This is a genomic window from Megasphaera coli, assembly GCF_900095855.1.
Taxonomy (GTDB): Bacteria; Bacillota; Negativicutes; order Veillonellales; family Megasphaeraceae; genus Megasphaera; species Megasphaera massiliensis_A.
In genome coordinates, this window is the sequence record NZ_FMIY01000002.1 from 651625 (window position 1) to 669968 (window position 18344).

Sequence of the window (18344 nt, forward strand, 5' to 3'; positions counted from 1 at the left end):
AATTCCGTCAATATCGAACCCAATCAATGAGAAGGTCGCCGTTTTCGGCGCGTTTATCCGGCACTACCCGTATAGAGCAAGTCTTGGCGACGGCCCCGTCGGCCGTCACGCCGTAACCGCTAAGCATAATACCTTCGTAAAAGGATGAAATTCGAATGCCCAAGACATCCCCGGGCTCGGTCAATCCATATGAATCCGGCAGAGCCGCAGCAGTAAATTTTCCGTCGGCCTTACATTTTTCATAGCCTATGGCCAAAGCGCTTTCCGCCAAATACGCAGCTTGTGCCGCACGGTAATAATCCTTTGCCGCCTTGATCTCAAAGAAGGTGAACCGCGCCGTCATAACGGCTGCCGCCAGAAGCCCCGTGCCCATGGCAAGGACTGCATACGTCAAAAATCCGTTCTCACGTCTCTCCATGGTCATTCCTCCAAATCCTTGCCAGCGGCAAGGCGCGCACGGCACAGATCTGCTCGTCGCCGGTGCGCCTGTTTACAAGGACGAACCGCATGCAAATCGTATCGCCGTCCTCCGAAAAGTAAGGCTCCTTGCCGTAGTGTGCAATATAAACATTCGTATATCCTTCGCCGTTGTCGTTGCCCGTAAGGGGCTGGCGATTGCCATGGTCAAGCCGCCTGTACAGATGCCGTCCGCTGATGAAATACCCCGACTCTTCGCCGGCGGCATTTTTAAACAGGATCTGTGACGGCGTAACGCGGCAGTCCGCAGCATAACGCAAATCCGCATAGACGATTTCTTCACAGGCCATGGTCTGACGAAGCAGATTATGCCGTGCTCCCGCTCTTACATAAAGTCTCGTTCCCTGTGCAACGATACTGAAGAAGAGGACAATCATAACAAGAGCCGCTGTCGTATACATAAGTATCTCCGTCAATAAAAAACCGTTCTTATTTCGTTCTCTCCAGGAGGGCAAATCTGTATACTTCCCCATATTCGTCCCTAACCGTTACGATTCGTTTTCTGAAAGGACCTGTCCGCTCCGTTTCAGCCGCAACCGTAAGACCGTATTTTTTCTGAAGCATGTTGTCATGTTGCGGGGACAACCCGGCACTGCGCTCCATGACATCCTTTCCGACTGTTGTCGCCGCCCGTATGGCCTCGGCCCGTTTCATGCTGTACATTGCCTGACGAAAGCAGGTAAAGGCTGCGCCGAAAAGAATAAGACCCACGGCCGCCGCTATGAGCACTTCGCAGAGCATGAAGCCCTTTTCCCTATTCCAGACGCACGCGTCCGGTCTGGGCGGCAATAATGATCTCACGTCTGTATGACTTGTCTTTCGTCTGCACAATAATGCGCATTTCCTTGTCTTCCGGCCTACCTTGGGCATCAAAAGACATAGAGCCGCCCACGGCGACGATATTCGGGCCGAATTTTCTTCTTTTAACCCTCGTAAAGACGTTACGCGCAATTGTATATTCCCTTTCCCGCACATGCAATCGCCATTTTTCTCTGCTTGCGCTGCCGTTGGCAACGGCACGAATGCGCATATTCTCCAAATCCGTGACAAGCTCCTGCACCGCCGTGTCAACAGCATACCGTTCATGGCGACGCTGCAGAGCCGTCGGCACGGCCGCCGTCAGTACAAGCATAAAAATAAAGACGCATACGAGCAGCTCCGTCAGCATATAACCGCCGGTCAGAGACTTACGGGCAGTACGCACTGCACCCACTCCTTGTAGAAAATAAGCGATACCCACCATCCGGCCAATAAGAAAGGCGCAAAAGGTACGTATCCGCTCCCCCGTACAAACCGCTGCGGCACGGCAATGACAAGGGCTGACGCGAAGGCGAAAAGAACCATACCGTAAGCACCTATGCCGGTGCATCCGATACTGAGGACGACCCCCAGCTTTACGTCACCGCTGCCCATACCGCCGCGCGAGAAGACATATATAAGGATAAAGAAGAGGGACACGCCGGCGGAGACGGCAAGATCCGGCTCTACGAGGTGCATACCGAGGGCAAAGGCCTGCACTGCGGCCAAGCAGAGAACGCCGACGTCAGGCACCCAATACCAACGTAAATCCGTATAGGCTATGACAAGTGTAAGCGTGGCGACAGCCGCCAAATATATTGCACCGCCGACGCCGGCAAATTGTCCCATTTCGTACCTCCTTAGGATCCGCCGTTTTTAATGTCTTCCATTTGTGACGTGTACGTCTTGCCGTCAAAGGTACCGGACACGACACCGTCGGCGCTTATCGTATAATTCGTATTGTCCGGCAGCTTCGGTTCAAACTGCAAGTACGCCTTGCCCTCACTGTCCTTCTCAGCCAGTGCGGCCACGCTGTCCGGATACTTGCCTTTATCAATTTCATAGAGAGCCGCCGCATTGTCGATGGTACGAATATCCGCACTGATTTTAGCGAGCTTTGCCGTCTTGCCGGCGGACATGAACTTCGGTACGGCAACGGTGGCGAGAATTAAGATAATACTGACGACAACCAACATTTCAAGCAGAGAAAAACCGTTGCGCACAGGTTTTTTCCAAGTTTTTTTCAAGCGAATCATAAATACTCTCCTTTCCCGGCTATTCACCGACGGCCGTAACCATGTCCAAAAGGGGCAATAAGAGCCCAAGCACAAGGGCACCCGTCACGAGGCCGACGAAAACCAGTATAAGCGGCTCCGTCACCTTCCGTATAAGTGACATCAGTTGCTGCAGCCGCCAACCGTAGTAAGTGGAAATTGTCCGGAGAACCTTGTCATAGTCTCCCGTCGTTTCGCCGACTTTCAGCATTGTTTCTACGTAAGATGTCCCGAATCTTCCCGTTTTAACGGCATCACTGAAAGACATGCCGTTCTCCAGACAACGAGCCATACGATGCACGTGGCCGCGAAAGGTCAAAAGCGGAATAACGGCAGCGGCATCCTGAATGGCGTCTAAAATCGGGATGCCCCCGGCCATTTGCACGGATAAAATCAAGCTGAACCGCTGCCAAGACCAAAGCAGACAGACGTGCCGTATCCACGCGGCTCTGAAAAGTAAGTTTTCTCCTATTTCCCTATACCGCCTCCTTCGTAATGCCGAATATATTGAAATACCTGCGGCGACGAGGGCGCTGAAGACGAAGGCGCCGTAATCGCGCAGGAAATTTCCCGTTGCAAGTAAAATGCGCGTACCTTTCGGCAAGGGCGTTCCCATTTCGGAAAAAAGTTCCGCAAAGACCGGGAGTATGAAAAAAACGGCGCCGAAGAAAAGAAGTGTAATACAGATAAACAGAAAAGCAGGATAAATAAAAATGCCGCGAATCCGCGCCTGCTGTTCCTGCGACGCCTTATAATATTCACCGAGAAGACACAGCATTTCTTCTACATGTCCGGACCGCTCCCCGGCGCGTATAATATTACACGCCAGCGGCGGAAAGAGGCCCGTCTCTTCCATGGAAGCCGCTGCGCTCTTACCGCTTTCCATGGCGGCAATACAGTTTTTGAGACGCATGGCGTCCTTTTTGTCGCGCACATCCGATAAAAGAAGCTTCCATGCTTCGACAAAAGAAATGCCCGTCGCCGCAAGCAGGGCTGTCTGATTGAAGAAAAAGGACAACCGTTCGGCGGTCATGCTTTTCTCTTTTTCCCGGCTGCCGAAAAGTCCGTATTTCTCCTGCACGGACAGAACCCGCTTTTTTTCCCGCTTCAATTTTTCCCGTACCGCCGAAGCGGACGGCGCAAAGAGAATATACTCCCGCTCCCTGCCGTCGACATCTGTCATATGGACGGAAAATCGTCTCATTCCCGTACACCGTCTTTCCTGAGAGCCTGTTCCATCGTGCGCATGCCCTCGGCACCGCCCGTCTGCATGAGTGTTTGCAGTTGGTGTTCCTTGCCGCTGCGGATGAGCTGGGCCACGGCAGGCGTACGTGTAAGGATTTCTCTATAAATATGCGTCGTACCGTTCACAAAGCGGCGCTGTTGCGCCAGGACCGCCTGCAAGGATAGAGAGAGGCGGTAACGCAGAAAGTTTTCCTGACCGCTTTCGGCCATGCCGATAATACGCGTAATTGTCTGAGCCGCCGACTGCGTGTGCAAAGACGAAAAGACGAGGTGCCCCGTCTCGGCTGCAGTCAAGGCCGCTTCCATCGTGGCGGCATCACGCATTTCACCGACCAGAATGACGTCCGGGTCCTGACGCAGAGCCTCTTTAACAGCTGCCGCAAAGGATGTGAAGTGGCGTTTCCACTCACGCTGTGCAATGAGGGCTTTCTCACCGGACACGACATACTCCACGGGGTCTTCGAGCGTAATGATGTGACAGGCTCTGTGCGTATTCAAATAGGTCAGCATACGCCAGAGCGTCGTCGTCTTGCCGCTGCCCGTTGCACCGACGGCGAGAACGAGGCCGGCCCTCAGACGGCTGAGCCTTGTCAAAATATCCATGTCCTCGTCGTCAGGCAGACTGCCGAGCGGATACAGGAGGCGCAGAACGCCGTGAATTCCGGCAAGCTCCGTCGACCAGTGGGCGCGGCAACGCAGACCGTCGGTCGTGACGAAGGAAAAGGACAGGCATTCGCCGTTCCGCAATCCTTCGTGCCGCGACGCAAGCCAGGAAAGCATATCTTCTTTTTCGATCGGGTCCGCCGCAACGGGGACGAGGTCATCGTTGCAGCGCGCCAAAGGCTGCCGTCCTTCCTGAAGGTGTAAGTCTCCGGCCCTCATTTCCGCTGCAGTCCTCAATAAAGCGTCAATATCCATAACCCTTACTCCGTGTAAACGCGATGAATTTCCGCTTCCGTCGTCACGGCCTCATTCAGGGCCTGACGGACGGCGTCATCAAAAAATAAGGCATCCTCCCCAGCGGTATGTTTCATTTCTTCGGCACCGCCCATATTGCGGATAACCTTACGCAAGACCTTTCCGACGGGAACAACTTCGGCCAGGCAGATGCGCCCTCTGTAACCGCTGCCGTGACAGGCATCACAGCCCTTGCCGGCGCAGCCCGTACAAAGCCTGCGCACAAGGCGCTGTGCCGTCACGCCGATTAACGCGTCGGCTACAAGATAGGCCTCCACACCCATATCGACGAGGCGGCCCGGCACGTCCAGAGCCGACGAAGTATGGAGCGTGCTGAAGACGAGGTGCCCCGTGAGGGCGGCACGCACTGCGATGGCCGCCGTCTCGGCATCACGAATCTCACCGACGACGAGAATATCCGGATCCTGCCGCAGAAGGGCGCGCAGGCCGTTATGAAACTCGACGCCTCCTTTCGGATTAATCTGGCTTTGACAAAATCCGTCACACTTATACTCCACCGGGTCCTCCAGAGTGGCAATGCTGACGTTATCCACCGCAATCTCCCGCAAAGCCGCGTACAAGGTCGTCGTCTTGCCGCTCCCCGTCGGACCGCAGACGAGAAACAGGCCGTTTTTGCCGCCGATGATACGGCGTATGAGACGGATCGCCTTTTCCTGTAAGCCCAGTCCGTCCAAACGCAAATCCGGCGTGTTTTCACCAAGCATGCGGATGACCGCTTTCTCGCCGCGTACAGTGGGCATCGTGCTGAGACGCAGGTCGATATTTCGTCCGTCTTGCCGCCAAAGCATGCGCCCGTCCTGAGGCTGCCGCTTGTTGGCAATGTCAAGGGCCGCCATGATTTTGAGACGAATGAGGACGGCTTCAGCCTTTTCCTTCGGGAGCGTCCCGACGACATGGAGAACACCGTCTATGCGGCAGCGCGCACGCAGGACATCATCCAAGGGCTCAATGTGAATATCGCTGGCCTTATGATGCAGGCTGTAGCTCAAAAGTAAGTCAACCAATTCCTGGGCCGTTCCCGTCGCCCGCTCTCTATCGTGCCAGACAAAGGACTGCATCACATCACCGCCTTTTGTCTTCATCATACGGCAGAAATATGAAAAAAGAAGGGTTTTCAGCTCTTTCTAACGAAGAGTAAAACAGAATTAATCTTTTTTTAAGCCCTGCCGCCATGTGGTATAATGAAGCAGTCAAGCATTTTCAGAAAGATCGTGAAAATCATGAAAAATCCTTTTGCAAAAAAAAATAAACGCGCCCGTACATGGGCGCAGCGAACAGGTATATTCTTTTGTACTGCCGCCGCCGTCCTCCTTCTCTTGGCGGTCTCCGCATCTCACGGTGCGGCATACATGTTTAACCGCATCGCCGCAAATCAGGACGTCGTCAAAGGAAGTCTGACCGTCAACACTATCGCCGCAGATCTGCAGGGCCGCATTACCTTTACGGATCTTGTCTGGGACGATGCGTCAGGCAACCGCATTCTTTACGTACCAAGCGGCAGCCTCCGTGTCAACCCGTGGGATTTTATTCTGCACCGCCGCATAAAGACGACGACCCTCCGTGAAGTTACACTCAACGATTCAACCGTCACGGCCTACTTCGACAAGGATATGCAGGCCGACCTTATCGGCCAGGACGAGGCGGAACGACTGTCAAAGGGACAAAAGCGCAGCCTTGACGAAAAGGTACGCAACCTGAACGTAAGCGGCAAAAAATTCAACGTTCGCCTGTGCCTGAACAACTGCCGCTTCGAAGCATACCATCAAAATAATCACTACATTATGTCATCCGTCGATGCGGCGATTGCCTTGAAGTCGAACGAATACATGAATATCGACTTCTCTTCCGGCCCCTTTGCGGGAACCTCCGTCGGCGACGGTATTACCGTATCCGGGACGATCGACCTCAAGCCGGAATTGCCCGAAATGGATTTAGCCGTCAATATCCTCAAGGTCGATCCGTCCTCTCTCGGCTTCGGCCAATCCATTCACGATCCGCTCACCTTAAAGACCTACGCTGCGGGGCCGGTTACACGGCCGACGGCGCAGGGCAAACTTTCTATGGAAAAACTCTCTCTGCCGGCCTTGGACTTTACGGATGTGACCGGCGACGTTACCTACAGCAACGGACTCTTCACCTTTACGAACGTTCGGGCGGATGTATATAACGGCAAGCTCACGGCGCACGGCGACTACGATATAAACACCAGAGCCTATCATATTTACGGCACCGGTACGGATCTGGACAGCCGCATTGCCTTAAAGCGTATAGAATTTTCCTGTCTCGTTGCCTTGGATATCAATATGGAATGCGACGGCGACCCGAAAAATGTACTCACGTACGGCTCTTTCCGCTCCGGCAAAGGCTCGTACTTCCCGCTCCGTTTTAACTTCATCAGGGGCAATTTCAGCAACAGACGCAATGTGCTGGAATTTTACGACGTCGCCATTGACACGAAATTCGGCCTCTTTACGACGGACGCCCTGCGCATTGAAAGAGGGCAGGTTATTTTGGGCGATATTAACGTCGTTTTCCCAGGCTCGACGAATGCTTTCAATATTTTTTCTCCCAACCCGTCGGACAACAGATGGTCCGAAACAAAGGAGAATATGGCGCAAATCAAAAAAAATATGGCTTCCCTTAACGAGGCATCCGGACACATGCGGGAATCTGCACCGGCCATGAAGGAAAGTATAGCCGCCATTAAGGAAAATGCAAGGCGCATTAAAGAGAGTGCGGGCCGCACTAAAGGAGCTATAATTAGACCTTAAACTTTGCATGCAAAAACGAAAAGGCAGTCTGAAAAAACAAGCTGTCTTTTTTCGTTTGGAAAGGATTAAATATGAAATCCGCATTTCGACTACACCGGAGCATCGTCAGGTGTTTGTAAGCTTGGCCTTGACGGCTGCAAGCAAAGCATGCTAGACTAGTAAGGTATGATACGGAGCGGTATCGAAGTGGTCATAACGGGGCTGACTCGAAATCAGTTAGGCCGCAAGGTCTCGTGGGTTCGAATCCCACCCGCTCCGCCATTTTTATTTTCTCACAAAACTATGATACCACGGCAAAAACGGCAGCAATGACAATGTCATTACTGCCGTTTTTTTGCTTTACAGACATACAAAGAGCCGCTCCGAAGAGCGGCCTCTTTGCCATATCCCGCGTCGGGATTAGAATACGAATACGAACTGTGCACGTGTGAGTTCTTCCGGATCCTTCGTGTCGTCTTTTGCTTTGGACGAGAAAGACTGGAATACCTGGAACTGCGCGTTCTTAGCGAAGGTGTAGTCGGCACCGACACCCCACGTTTCAATTCCGTTCGTTTTGCCGAGAAGGGCATCCGTTCTCCAGTTGCCAGTAGAACCGTAGATACCGTTCTTTTCAGCATTCAAGTAGTCGACCCAGAGATCCCAAGACTTGGGTTGCGTAAATTTAGCCTTGCCGTACTGCAGTTTAGCGAGGAATACGTCGGCATCGGATGTGGATCCCATGTTGTTTACTTTTTCATATTCACCGAAGACGTTCCACTTCTTGCCGAAGTTAATGCTTGCATAGGCACCCCAGAGGTCGTCGGGACGGTCATTGTTCACTGCCGGAGCCGTATGGAAGCTGTTGTAGTATGCACCCAGAGCGGAACCTGCCGCGGAGCCGCCGCCGAAGAAGCCTTCCAATTCACCGTAACCGGTCTTGACATTGTTCAAGTTGCCTTCTTTGAACTTACCGTAGCCGGCTGTAGCGGCAAACTTGTCGTTAGCGTATTTGAGCTGAGCGCCGTCGAAGTTATCGCCGAACTGAATGCCGGAAGCGTTGCCCAGTTCATAGTCGTAACGGCCGACCATGACATCCCAGTTCTTGTCGCCGCCGAGCTTATAATCCACATACGCGCGGTCAACGAAGAATTTGTCTTTGTCGCTGTCAGATGCGGCATCCTCGTTGGCAAAATTGGTGTTGAAATTTACGCCCAATACGGCCGTTGCGCGGTCGTTAATTCTCGCGTTAGCGCGGAGACGCGTACGGAACTGCCAGGAACCGTCATTTTTGTTGGACGTGTCGTTCTGGTTCATGTAACGGAGACGAGCGTCGCCCGTCAGTTTTACGTTACCTACGCGTTCTTCCAGGTTGGATACGCGAACGCCGAGGTTGTTGAGTTCATCGGAAAATTCGTCGGCCAACTTGTTGATGAGAGCGCGCTGTTCCGCATTGGCACGGTCTTCGTGAGCCATAGCCTTGGCTACGATTTCAGCCGCTTCATAGCGGGTGATGTTGCGGTCACCTTCAAAATGAACGCCGTCAACGCCCTGGATGATGCCGGAATTTGCCAATTCCACTACGGAATTGTACGCCCAGCTGTCGGCCGGTACGTCGACAAACGGGTTGGCAGCAAATGCCGTAGCACCTACAGCCATGGATGCAACTAATGTTGCGAGTACTTTCTTTTTCATTGTAAATACCCCTTTTCAAAAATATATTTTCTTGTGCCGGTACAGGTCGGAAAATATATGCACTGCCGTCAGGGGTCACAGGCGAGTTGTCCATGTTTCCTCTCTCTTACTGCCTGACTGCGTATGCCCTATTTTCCTTTACATCCGTTGCCTGCATACGAGTACACCAACGGATTTGTTAAAAGTATACAACCTATTCGGAAAACTTGTCAAGCTCTTAAAGTTTTCTCTTTTGTCCGCCTTTTATGGCAGCTCCGTAGCGGTTATTCCGTCATTTTTCAGCTCCGTGCCGTAACGGAGCTGTTACGGGAATGCAAAAAAGACCGCTCAAAAGAACGGTCTTTCCTGCAACATTTCTCTTATTCAGCTTAGAATACGAATACGAATTGCGCACGCGTGAGTTCATCGCGGTCTTCGCTCGTGCTCTTAACTTTATTATTGAAGGTCTGGAATACCTGGAACTGCGCGTTCTTGGCAAACGTATAGTCTGCACCGACGCCCCAGCTCTTCGTATCGTTAACGTTGTTTCTCCAGCTTCCCGTTGCATCATCATCTGCCGCGTTAGCGTCAACATTAATGTAGTCAACCCAGAGATCCCAAGTTTTAGGCTGAGAAAACATTGCCTTGCCGTACTGCAATTTGCCGCCATAGCCGTTGGCATGTCCGGAATCGCCTTTTACGCGATATCCTTCAAAATTGAAGTTCCACTTCTTCGCGAAGTTGATGCTCGTGTATGCGCCCCAAAGACTATCCAAATCAGCAACATTGCTGAAGTCATTGTAGTACACACCTATAGCGGAACCTGCCGCGGAGCCGCCGCCGAAGAAGCCTTCCAATTCGCCGTAACCGGTCTTGACGTTGTTCAAGCCACCTTCTTTGAACTTACCATAGCCGGCTGTAGCGGCAAATTTGTCGTTAGCGTATTTGAGCTGAGCACCGTCAAAGGTTTCACCGTACGGAAGAGCCATGTTGTTGCCCAATTCATAGTCGTAACGACCGACCATGATATCCCAGTTCTTGTCACCGCCGAGTTTATAATCTACATATGCGCGGTCGACATAGAATTTGTCTTTGTCTTCAGATGCGGCGTTCGTGTTGGAGAATTTGGTGTTGAAGTTTACACCCAATACGGCCGTTGCGCGGTCGTTAATCATGGCATTGGCACGAAGACGTGTACGGAACTGCCAGGAGTTGTCGTTTTTCTGTCCGGCATCTTTTTGATGCATGTAACGGATACGAGCGTCGCCCGTCAGTTTTACGTTGCCGACACGTTCTTCCAGGTTGGATACGCGAACGCCGAGGTTGTTGAGTTCATCGGAAAATTCGTCGGCCAACTTGTTGATGAGAGCACGCTGTTCCGCATTGGCACGGTCTTCGTGAGCCATAGCCTTGGCCACGATTTCAGCCGCTTCATAACGGGTGATGTTGCGGTCACCCTGGAAGTGAACGCCGTCAACGCCCTGAATGATGCCGGAATTTGCCAATTCCACTACGGAATTGTACGCCCAGCTGTCGGCCGGTACGTCGACAAACGGGTTGGCTGCAAATGCCGTAGCGCCTACAGCCATGGTTGCGACTAAAGTTGCGAGTACTTTCTTTTTCATTGTAAATACCCCTTTTCAAAAATATATTTTCTTGTACCGGTACAGGTCGGAAAATATATGCACTGCCGTCAGGGGTCACAGGCGAGTTGTCCATGTTTCCTCTCTCTTACTGCCTGACTGCGTATGCCCTATTTTCCTTTATATCTGTTGCCTGCACACGAGTACACCAACGGATTTGTTAAAAGTATACAACCTATTCGGAAAACTTGTCAAGCAATAATACAAAAAGCGACGGGATAAAAAATTCCCATCGCTCTTGTATTCATTCTTTTTAGAAGAAGAAGTCCAGTTCCGCACTGGTGTATTCTTTTTGTTTGACATTCGAATTGTCGGCATTTTTCGTGCCGAAAGTCTGGCCTACTGCAAGGACGACATTTTTAGCCAGTGCATAGTCGAAGCCTACGCCCCAGCCTTTAACACCGTGTTCATAACCGAGGTAGCCGTTGTCGCGCCAGTTGGCCGTATTGCCGTAGAATGCACCTTTGTCAGCCTTTACGTAGTCGACCCATACATCCCAGCTGCCCTTTTCTTCGGGATCTGCAGCGCCATACTGAAGTTTAGCGCCCCAGAGGTTGCCGTCCGGATTTGTGGCCGTTTCTTTGTCCTTTGTAACGCGTTGGTAGTCGCCGGTGAGATTCCACTTCTTGCCGAAGTTGAAGGACAGGTAACCGCCGAAGAGATGGTCAAGGTTCTTCGCTTTCGCTTCGCCGTCTACAAAGTTGTTGTAGTAAACGCCTGCACCGACCTTATCCCACATGCCGTCCAGGCTTACATACGCCGTTTTAACGTTGAGGAGGTCACCCCAAGTATTTACATATCCGTCATTACCCGGAGTCGTTTCTTCGTTGTCGCCTTCTTTAAATTTACCGTAACCGGCAGTCAAAGCAACGTGGTCCGTAAAATATTTCATCTGTGCGCCGTCAAAGGTATCGCCATATTGGAGTCCCAAGCCGTTGCCGATTTGGTAATCATAGCGGCCGACGAGGAAATTGAAGTGGCTGCCCGCGCTGTAGTCAACGTTTGCATGGTCCACATAGAGCTTGTGGTCTTCGCCGCTCGAAGCGGAATTGGAGTCGGCAAAGCTCATATCGTCCGTGCTGATACCGAAGTTGACCTTCGTACGGTCGTTAACGGTTGCCGTAGCAAGGAGGTGAACTGCATATTCCCAGGAAGCATCGTTTTCAATGTTCCCCTTCTGATGCTGATAATGGATATTTGCGTCACCTGTAAGTTTTACATTACCTACGCGGTTTTCCAAATTGGCAACGCGAACGCCGAGGTTGTTGAGTTCATCGGAAAATTCGTCGGCCAATTTGTTGATGAGAGCGCGCTGTTCCGCATTGGCACGGTCTTCGTGAGCCATAGCCTTGGCTACGATTTCAGCCGCTTCATAACGGGTAATGTTGCGTTCGCCTTCAAAGTGAACGCCGTCAACGCCCTGGATGATGCCGGAATTTGCCAATTCCACTACGGAATTGTACGCCCAGCTGTCGGCCGGTACGTCGACAAACGGGTTGGCCGCAAATGCCGTAGCGCCTACAGCCATGGTTGCGACTAAAGTTGCGAGTACTTTCTTTTTCATTTAAATTACCTCTTTTCGTGTGTATACTTTTTCCTGCTTCGTAACGTAACGACAGTATACATGCGAATCGGCCTTCCGGGCGAGTTGACCATGTTTCCTCTCTTCCGGCTCGATTACTTTTTACACTGCCGCGGCAATACCGCCTGCATGAGCACCGATATTGCGCCTACATTTTAACGTAATTAATAAAACCTGTCAACGACAATTTTGATAAGGAATCCCATTTACTGATGGCTGTCCAAATACACTGTTTCGCAATTTTTCAGATATATTTTATTAATAAAGTTAATTATTTTATTTATACTTATTTTGCAATTATGCTTATTCCAAACGCATAAAGAGGACTGTCCGTCATGGACAGTCCTCTGCGCATTACATAGTTTGTATCAAGTCGATGAAGTGTTTCGTAATCTGAGCGGTCATGCCCCAAATACGGTGATTGCCGTAGCGATAGATGTAAACGAAACAGGTCTTGCGCGGCCGCCATTCCATGGGATTGCCCGGAAAGGGGACGTCTGCCGGGAAGTGAGCGCCCGGCCGGGTAGCCAAGTCCATTTCCGCCTGCTGCGGCGGATTTTCCGCGAGCCACTTAAGGGGTACCGTAAAAAGATACTCCACTTCGGACGTACGGCACAAGTGCGGCACCACGTCAAGTCGGGCCGCAAAAGGATAGAGCGTAAAGCCCGTAATGGATTCGACGTAATCCAAGGCCCCGAGAATCTGTATGTGTTCTTTTTTGAGGTAGAGCTCTTCCATGGCTTCCCTGACGGCCGCCGCCTGTGGCGACATGTCGCCGGCTTCTATTTTTCCGCCGGGGAAGGAAATGTCGCAGGGCTGCCACTTGAGCTCGGCACTGCGCACTTCATAGAGAAGGTGCAATTCTCCATCCGCCTTGACAATGGGCACAAGGACGGCACACCGTATGTTGTGAAAACCCGGCAAGTGATGCACGTCCCGAGCAGGCCAGGGCGATAAGAGAGTATGTTCGTCCATAACTGATCCTTTACCCTACTTCACGACGAGGTTGATGATCTTGCCGGGAACGACGATGAACTTGATAACGTTCTTTCCTTCAAGGAGTCCGGCAATGCGCGGCAAAGCAAGTGTTCGGGCCTTAATTTCGTCAGTCGTCGCCGAGATACTCACGGTCAGGTGTTCCCGCACTTTGCCGTTAATCTGAACAGGCAGTTCAACGGTGTCGACAGCGAGAGCGGATGTATCCGTTTGGGGCCACCCCTGTTCGTGCACACTGCCGTCCATACCGACGGCATGCCATAATTCTTCCGCAATATGCGGCGTAAAGGGTGCCAGGAGACGGAGGAGGTTCTTATTCGCTTCTGCCGCTACACCGGCACGAGGAGTTTTATTTTCATCGCCAAGGTAGGCATACATGGCGTTGACAAATTCCATGATTGCGCTGACTGCCGTATTGAGGGCGTAGTCGCCGTCCGCACCGGTTACGTCGGTTGTAATTTTCTTGACGGACGTATATTCGACGAAGCGTAATTTTTTGTCGGCTGCCGAGTACCTGCCGTCCGCTTTTTCACCCGTTGCGGCAATATCCGCAAATTGCCGGACAATACGCCAAACGCGGTTCAGAAAGCGGTATGCCCCTTCGACGCCCCTGTCGGACCATTCCAGATCCCGTTCGGGCGGCGCCGCAAAGAGGATAAAGAGACGGGCCGTATCGGCACCGTAGCGTTCAATAATTTCTTCCGGCGAGACGACGTTACCCTTGGACTTGGACATCTTGCTGCCGTCCTTTAAAACCATACCCTGCGTCAAAAGGCGTTCGAAGGGCTCGGAAGCTTCAACGAGACCGGCGTCACGGAAAACCTTCATAAAAAAGCGCGAATAGAGGAGATGTAAGATGGCGTGCTCAATACCGCCGATATATTGATCCACGTTCATCCAGCGGTTTGCCTTCTTCGGCTCCCACGGCACCCTTGTATTGCGCGCATCCGTATAGCGCAGATAATACCATGACGAGCAGACGAAGGTATCCATCGTGTCCGTTTCTCTATGTGCCGGACCGCCGCATTTCGGACATGTGCAACGAATGAAATGCTCACTCGTCGCCAGTGGCGAGACGGCACCTGCCGTAAATTTCACGTCCGCCGGCAGCTCTACTGGCAAATCTTCTTCCGGCACAAGCTGTTCGCCGCACTTGTCGCAATAAATAACGGGAATGGGCGCCCCCCAATAGCGCTGCCGTGAAATAAGCCAGTCGCGGAGGCGGAAATTAATCATCCCCTTACCGAACTTGTGCTCTTCAAGCCACTTCGTAATGGCTTTCTTCGCTTCCTCCACCGTAAGGCCGTCGAACTCACCGGAGTTCATGAGGCGGCCGTCGCCGATATATGCCTCCGAACCGGAAGCGCTGTAATCATATTGTCCTGTCGGATCTTCAATGACGTAATGAATAGGAATATCGTACTTCTTACAGAACTCGTAGTCCCGCTGGTCGTGGCCGGCAACGCCCATGACGGCGCCCGTGCCGTAGTCTGCAAGGACGTAATTGGCAATCCAGACGGGAACCTTTTCGCCGTTTACGGGATTTACGGCGTAAGCTCCCGTAAACATGCCGACCTTTTCCGCTTCCGTCGACGTCCGTTCCATGTCGCTCTGATTCTTAACGCGTTCAATAAAGGCGCGCAATTCCGCTTCGTTCGGCTTGCCCGCAATAAGGCGTTCGACAAAACGGTGTTCCGGCGCAAGCACGACAAAGGTCGTGCCGCAAATCGTATCGACACGGGTCGAGAACATTTCCAGCTTTTCACCGATTTCCGGCAAGTCAAAAGCAAAATTCGTCCCTTCGCTGCGGCCGATCCAGTTCTTTTGCATCGTCTTGACCCGTTCGGGCCAGCCCGGCAGCAATGCCAAATCGTCCAGAAGCTGCTCGGCGTAGTCCGTGATCTTGAAGAACCACTGCTTCAAATCCTTCTTCGTCACCTCATTGTCACAACGCCAGCACTTGCCGTCGATGACCTGTTCGTTCGCAAGCACGGTGTTGCAGGTTCGGCACCAGTTTACCTTCGCTTCCTTGCGGTACGCGAGGCCGCGCTTATAGAGGAGCTCAAAAATCCATTGCGTCCAGCGGTAATATTCACGATGGCACGTAGCCACTTCCCGGTCCCAGTCATATGACAGGCCCAGCTCCCGCTGCTGCCGCTCCATATTCTTAATATTATCGTACGTCCAGTCGGCAGGCGGAATATTCCGTTTAATGGCCGCGTTTTCCGCAGGCATGCCGAAGGCATCGAACCCCATGGGATGAAGAACATTATACCCATTCATGCGGCGATATCGGGCAATGACGTCGCCAATCGTATAATTGCGTACATGCCCCATGTGCAGATTGCCCGACGGATAAGGAAACATTTCCAGTACATAATACGGCGGCCTGCCGTTATCGTCAGGAGTTTTGTCGACCTGCGACTCCGCCCAGCGGCGTTGCCATTTCTTTTCAATTTCCTGCGGAATATATTTTTCCATGAGAGAGCCTCCTACCATACGCTGCAGGGCAGCAATAAATTATTTTTATTATAGATTTCCTGTGCAGGCAAGTCAATCAGAGGAACGCAAAACAACACATCCCGGTATACAGTCACCGGAACAGTTCCGACAGTATGAGACGGGGTTTCTCATGGAGCCGACTTACAAACGGCACGTTTGTCGGAGGTGAAGGAGAGGCCCCGTCTCATACACCCAAGCCGGCAGAAATCTTTATTTACTGCCGTCAGATTATTGGACTCTGCGGCTACCATAATCATGGCCACCAAGTAATTGGTCATGCAAAAAGACCCGGCATAAAAGTACTGCCGGGCCGGCTGCCAAATACCTTACTTCAGCATACATCCAATCAAACAAATCCTTGAAAACCGGAACATAAGTACATACTAGCCGACAGCAGCAACTTGAAGCTTCAAGTCAAGAGCTTGCATAAGCTTAATAAGAGTATCAAGCTTAGGCGTTGTCTTAAGAGTTTCAATGCGAGCAACTGATGACTGCGGAATACCGCAGCGTTCCGCAAGAGCGCGCTGACTGATACCAAGCTCCTGCCGTCTTTTGATAATAGAAGAAACAATGGTTGTTACCTCTTCAATTCTTTCCATATTGCAACGTTCTTCAAAACTGACAGCTTTTACATGTGCCTTATACTCTCCCCAAGTTCTCATAATCGGACCTCCTTCCGCCTAATATAATCATCCCGTTCCGCCTTTGCAAGAGATATTTCCCTTTTCGGCGTCTTCTGTGACTTTTTGCGAAAATGATGAAGCAGTACATACCGGTGTCTATCATAATAAAAATAAAAAATTCTGTTATTTCCGGGTCTCAATTCCCAAATATCTTCTTCTATGTGTTTTGTAATATTTGTTGGCAGACTTGTACCATTTCGGGAAAGCAGATCAATGTAAAAAATAGCCTGATTATATTGAATCCGCGCATCTTTATTAGATATACCCTTAATACGCAAAGATTCCAAAAAATCCCATACGTCAGATTCGCCATTCTGCTTTTCATAAAATTCAATCTCGTACATAATCGCCTTTCTATAATTCTATTATTACGATAGCATAAACGCCATCATTAATCAATGTATATTTCTTAAACAATATCTCTATCCAGGCCGGCAAGCCATCTCCGTCAAAATCCTCATCCCGGCATACCGTCATCGGAACAGTCCCATACACCCAAACCGGCAGGGATCAGATTTGCCTATTTTTTAACAGACTCAAAAGCCGCAAAATCCTGCCAAAATCCCTCTCCTTCAAATCCTTTTCGCCAAAAAGCCACACTCTTCAAATGATACAGATCGGCAACGGCGAGCTTTTCACGCAGCGTCTCTTCATCTTCAAACCATATCTTCACGGTTCCCGTCTTCAAAGGCAGGTGAAGATAAGACAAGTGCAGCTTCTCGTCCCAACGAATAAATTCCTTATACTGCTCCCGAATGGCGGCGCTGTCTTTGAGCGTCAGCGTGCGGGCCTTCCACTTACCGCCGACGGCGGCGGTCATGTCGGGCACTTTCTTTCCCGCTGCATCCGTCTTCATGATGACAGGCGGCCAGTCGGCCGGATTTTCGGGCAATTCCGTCCCGTCCCGGGAACAGTACCAAATACGCATATACAGCGGCATGCCGAGGATGAGTTTTTCCTTGCCGATGAGGGGCAGCGAAAGCTGCACGGCCCGCAGGACCCACGGATACGACGCTGTCGGACCGCCGACAGACGACATGCGCCCCACTTCATCATAAGCCATGAGCATAACATAATCCAAATGCTTGGCCAGGGATCGGCGATCATAGACCTTGGACCAGTTTTCACTGTCCGAGACAGGCGTCACATCCATGGAGAGGCACAGCTTATTTTCACGCGCCGCCGTGCCGAAACGCTCGACAAACCTCGTCAGCCTGTCCCTGTCGGTGTAATCGATATTCTCGAAGTCGAGATTATATCCTTCAAGGCCGTAACGACGAGCGTAGTCGATGAGCGTCTTAACGGCCATATCCTGCGCCTTTTCGTCGGACAAAAAGGTATGCGTCGCCTCAGGGTCGAAGTTATTGTCCACCAGGGGCCATACAACATATCCTGACGCCTTATAAGCGTCCACATATTCCTTAAAATCCGCCTTGTGCAGAGTCACGCCCTCTTTGGAGACGCGAAAGGCCGTCGGCGAAATGACGACCCGCTCAGCCGCAGGCTTTACGGGCGGCACTTCCGTCTTCATGAGCGGATCCCAGATGAGGATCGTCTCCAAGTGTCTCTTCTCCGGCACGGATTCTTCCAGGTGCCATTTACGGTGAATGTTCTTCTCCGCCTCGGGCAGATCTTCTTTTTTTTCATGCTGCGCCGCTGCAGCGCCGGCCGTGAACATGCAGACACTCAGTGCGGCAAGGGCTATAATTTTTACAACCTTCATGGTGAACTCCTGTTCATTCCGT

At 51.6% G+C, this 18344-nt stretch carries 18 protein-coding genes and 1 tRNA gene; 2 read left to right on the forward strand and 17 right to left on the reverse strand.

The genetic code is table 11. The features are described 5' to 3' along the window. Window positions 1-7 precede the first annotated feature (7 nt). The 9 genes from BQ2674_RS03505 to BQ2674_RS03545 are packed head-to-tail and all read right to left on the reverse strand — an operon-like array spanning window position 8 to window position 5857. Window positions 8-418 carry a hypothetical protein gene (locus tag BQ2674_RS03505; RefSeq protein ID WP_075572471.1) on the reverse strand — a complete coding sequence of 137 codons (411 nt, stop codon included), beginning with the start codon at window positions 416-418 and terminating at the stop codon, window positions 8-10. Next, on the reverse strand, window positions 405-878 hold the full coding sequence (locus BQ2674_RS03510) for a hypothetical protein (protein ID WP_075572472.1): 474 nt from the start codon (window positions 876-878) through the stop codon (window positions 405-407). Before BQ2674_RS03510 ends, BQ2674_RS03505 begins: the two co-directional genes overlap by 14 nt. A gap of 28 nt (window positions 879-906) precedes the next feature. After that, complete coding sequence (locus tag BQ2674_RS03515) at window positions 907-1218, reverse strand: hypothetical protein (RefSeq protein ID WP_075572473.1); 312 nt, start codon at window positions 1216-1218, stop codon at window positions 907-909. Window positions 1219-1231: 13 nt separating this feature from the next. Then, window positions 1232-1681, reverse strand: a complete 450-nt coding sequence (locus BQ2674_RS03520) for a pilus assembly FimT family protein (protein WP_235828803.1) — start codon at window positions 1679-1681, stop codon at window positions 1232-1234. Then, window positions 1657-2124 (reverse strand): prepilin peptidase, encoded by a 468-nt coding sequence (locus BQ2674_RS03525; protein ID WP_075572474.1) that lies wholly within the window; start codon window positions 2122-2124, stop codon window positions 1657-1659. Before BQ2674_RS03525 ends, BQ2674_RS03520 begins: the two co-directional genes overlap by 25 nt. Before the next feature lie 11 nt (window positions 2125-2135). Continuing rightward, window positions 2136-2531 (reverse strand): competence type IV pilus major pilin ComGC, encoded by a 396-nt coding sequence (locus BQ2674_RS03530; RefSeq protein ID WP_075572475.1) that lies wholly within the window; start codon window positions 2529-2531, stop codon window positions 2136-2138. Window positions 2532-2550: 19 nt separating this feature from the next. Then, window positions 2551-3753: a type II secretion system F family protein gene (locus BQ2674_RS03535; RefSeq protein ID WP_083222297.1), complete on the reverse strand. Its 1203-nt coding sequence runs from the start codon at window positions 3751-3753 to the stop codon at window positions 2551-2553. Further along, the gene (locus tag BQ2674_RS03540; RefSeq protein WP_075572476.1) at window positions 3750-4712 is read right to left on the reverse strand and encodes a type IV pilus twitching motility protein PilT; all 963 of its coding nucleotides are present in this window, start codon (window positions 4710-4712) and stop codon (window positions 3750-3752) included. The genes BQ2674_RS03535 and BQ2674_RS03540 overlap by 4 nt, the downstream gene beginning before the upstream one ends. 5 nt (window positions 4713-4717) lie before the next feature. Then, a complete protein-coding gene (locus tag BQ2674_RS03545; RefSeq protein WP_235828804.1) occupies window positions 4718-5857 on the reverse strand; it encodes a GspE/PulE family protein in 1140 nt (379 codons plus the stop codon). Window positions 5858-5992: 135 nt separating this feature from the next. Between BQ2674_RS03545 and BQ2674_RS03550 the strand changes: the two genes are divergently transcribed. Together BQ2674_RS03550 and BQ2674_RS03555 are read left to right on the forward strand one after the other, a co-directional pair. After that, window positions 5993-7543 (forward strand): AsmA family protein, encoded by a 1551-nt coding sequence (locus BQ2674_RS03550; protein WP_075573343.1) that lies wholly within the window; start codon window positions 5993-5995, stop codon window positions 7541-7543. Between the two features lie 172 nt (window positions 7544-7715). After that, window positions 7716-7804: transfer RNA gene (locus tag BQ2674_RS03555), tRNA-Ser, on the forward strand. Between the two features lie 138 nt (window positions 7805-7942). Here the strand turns inward: BQ2674_RS03555 and BQ2674_RS03560 are convergent. The 8 genes from BQ2674_RS03560 to BQ2674_RS03595 form a co-directional block, all read right to left on the reverse strand. After that, complete coding sequence (locus BQ2674_RS03560) at window positions 7943-9214, reverse strand: S-layer homology domain-containing protein (protein ID WP_075572478.1); 1272 nt, start codon at window positions 9212-9214, stop codon at window positions 7943-7945. Between the two features lie 368 nt (window positions 9215-9582). Then, on the reverse strand, window positions 9583-10818 hold the full coding sequence (locus tag BQ2674_RS03565; RefSeq protein ID WP_075572479.1) for an S-layer homology domain-containing protein: 1236 nt from the start codon (window positions 10816-10818) through the stop codon (window positions 9583-9585). Between the two features lie 271 nt (window positions 10819-11089). Further along, window positions 11090-12400 carry an S-layer homology domain-containing protein gene (locus tag BQ2674_RS03570; RefSeq protein WP_075572480.1) on the reverse strand — a complete coding sequence of 437 codons (1311 nt, stop codon included), beginning with the start codon at window positions 12398-12400 and terminating at the stop codon, window positions 11090-11092. Between the two features lie 372 nt (window positions 12401-12772). After that, a complete protein-coding gene (locus BQ2674_RS03575) occupies window positions 12773-13393 on the reverse strand; it encodes an NUDIX hydrolase (protein WP_075572481.1) in 621 nt (206 codons plus the stop codon). Between the two features lie 15 nt (window positions 13394-13408). Next, window positions 13409-15895, reverse strand: coding sequence for a leucine--tRNA ligase (gene leuS, locus BQ2674_RS03580; protein ID WP_075572482.1), 2487 nt, complete (start codon window positions 15893-15895; stop codon window positions 13409-13411). 404 nt (window positions 15896-16299) lie between these two features. Further along, window positions 16300-16578 (reverse strand): helix-turn-helix domain-containing protein, encoded by a 279-nt coding sequence (locus tag BQ2674_RS03585; RefSeq protein WP_075572483.1) that lies wholly within the window; start codon window positions 16576-16578, stop codon window positions 16300-16302. Then, on the reverse strand, window positions 16575-16943 hold the full coding sequence (locus BQ2674_RS03590) for a type II toxin-antitoxin system RelE/ParE family toxin (protein ID WP_075572484.1): 369 nt from the start codon (window positions 16941-16943) through the stop codon (window positions 16575-16577). Before BQ2674_RS03590 ends, BQ2674_RS03585 begins: the two co-directional genes overlap by 4 nt. A gap of 176 nt (window positions 16944-17119) precedes the next feature. Continuing rightward, window positions 17120-18322 carry a glycosyl hydrolase family 18 protein gene (locus BQ2674_RS03595; RefSeq protein WP_075572485.1) on the reverse strand — a complete coding sequence of 401 codons (1203 nt, stop codon included), beginning with the start codon at window positions 18320-18322 and terminating at the stop codon, window positions 17120-17122. Between the last annotated feature and the right edge of the window lie 22 nt (window positions 18323-18344).

Bases quoted from the DNA above. Each gene is read 5' to 3' on its own strand.
- BQ2674_RS03570 (WP_075572480.1), bottom strand. From the start codon at position 12,400: ATGAAAAAGAAAGTACTCGCAACTTTAGTCGCAACCATGGCTGTAGGC.
- BQ2674_RS03510 (WP_075572472.1), bottom strand. From the start codon at position 878: ATGTATACGACAGCGGCTCTTGTTATGATTGTCCTCTTCTTCAGTATC.
- BQ2674_RS03515 (WP_075572473.1), bottom strand. From the start codon at position 1,218: ATGCTCTGCGAAGTGCTCATAGCGGCGGCCGTGGGTCTTATTCTTTTC.
- BQ2674_RS03575 (WP_075572481.1), bottom strand. From the start codon at position 13,393: ATGGACGAACATACTCTCTTATCGCCCTGGCCTGCTCGGGACGTGCAT.
- BQ2674_RS03545 (WP_235828804.1), bottom strand. From the start codon at position 5,857: ATGATGAAGACAAAAGGCGGTGATGTGATGCAGTCCTTTGTCTGGCAC.
- BQ2674_RS03585 (WP_075572483.1), bottom strand. From the start codon at position 16,578: ATGAGAACTTGGGGAGAGTATAAGGCACATGTAAAAGCTGTCAGTTTT.
- BQ2674_RS03590 (WP_075572484.1), bottom strand. From the start codon at position 16,943: ATGTACGAGATTGAATTTTATGAAAAGCAGAATGGCGAATCTGACGTA.
- BQ2674_RS03550 (WP_075573343.1), top strand. From the start codon at position 5,993: ATGAAAAATCCTTTTGCAAAAAAAAATAAACGCGCCCGTACATGGGCG.
- BQ2674_RS03505 (WP_075572471.1), bottom strand. From the start codon at position 418: ATGGAGAGACGTGAGAACGGATTTTTGACGTATGCAGTCCTTGCCATG.
- BQ2674_RS03525 (WP_075572474.1), bottom strand. From the start codon at position 2,124: ATGGGACAATTTGCCGGCGTCGGCGGTGCAATATATTTGGCGGCTGTC.
- BQ2674_RS03595 (WP_075572485.1), bottom strand. From the start codon at position 18,322: ATGAAGGTTGTAAAAATTATAGCCCTTGCCGCACTGAGTGTCTGCATG.
- leuS (WP_075572482.1), bottom strand. From the start codon at position 15,895: ATGGAAAAATATATTCCGCAGGAAATTGAAAAGAAATGGCAACGCCGC.
- BQ2674_RS03565 (WP_075572479.1), bottom strand. From the start codon at position 10,818: ATGAAAAAGAAAGTACTCGCAACTTTAGTCGCAACCATGGCTGTAGGC.
- BQ2674_RS03535 (WP_083222297.1), bottom strand. From the start codon at position 3,753: ATGAGACGATTTTCCGTCCATATGACAGATGTCGACGGCAGGGAGCGG.
- BQ2674_RS03530 (WP_075572475.1), bottom strand. From the start codon at position 2,531: ATGATTCGCTTGAAAAAAACTTGGAAAAAACCTGTGCGCAACGGTTTT.
- BQ2674_RS03560 (WP_075572478.1), bottom strand. From the start codon at position 9,214: ATGAAAAAGAAAGTACTCGCAACATTAGTTGCATCCATGGCTGTAGGT.
- BQ2674_RS03540 (WP_075572476.1), bottom strand. From the start codon at position 4,712: ATGGATATTGACGCTTTATTGAGGACTGCAGCGGAAATGAGGGCCGGA.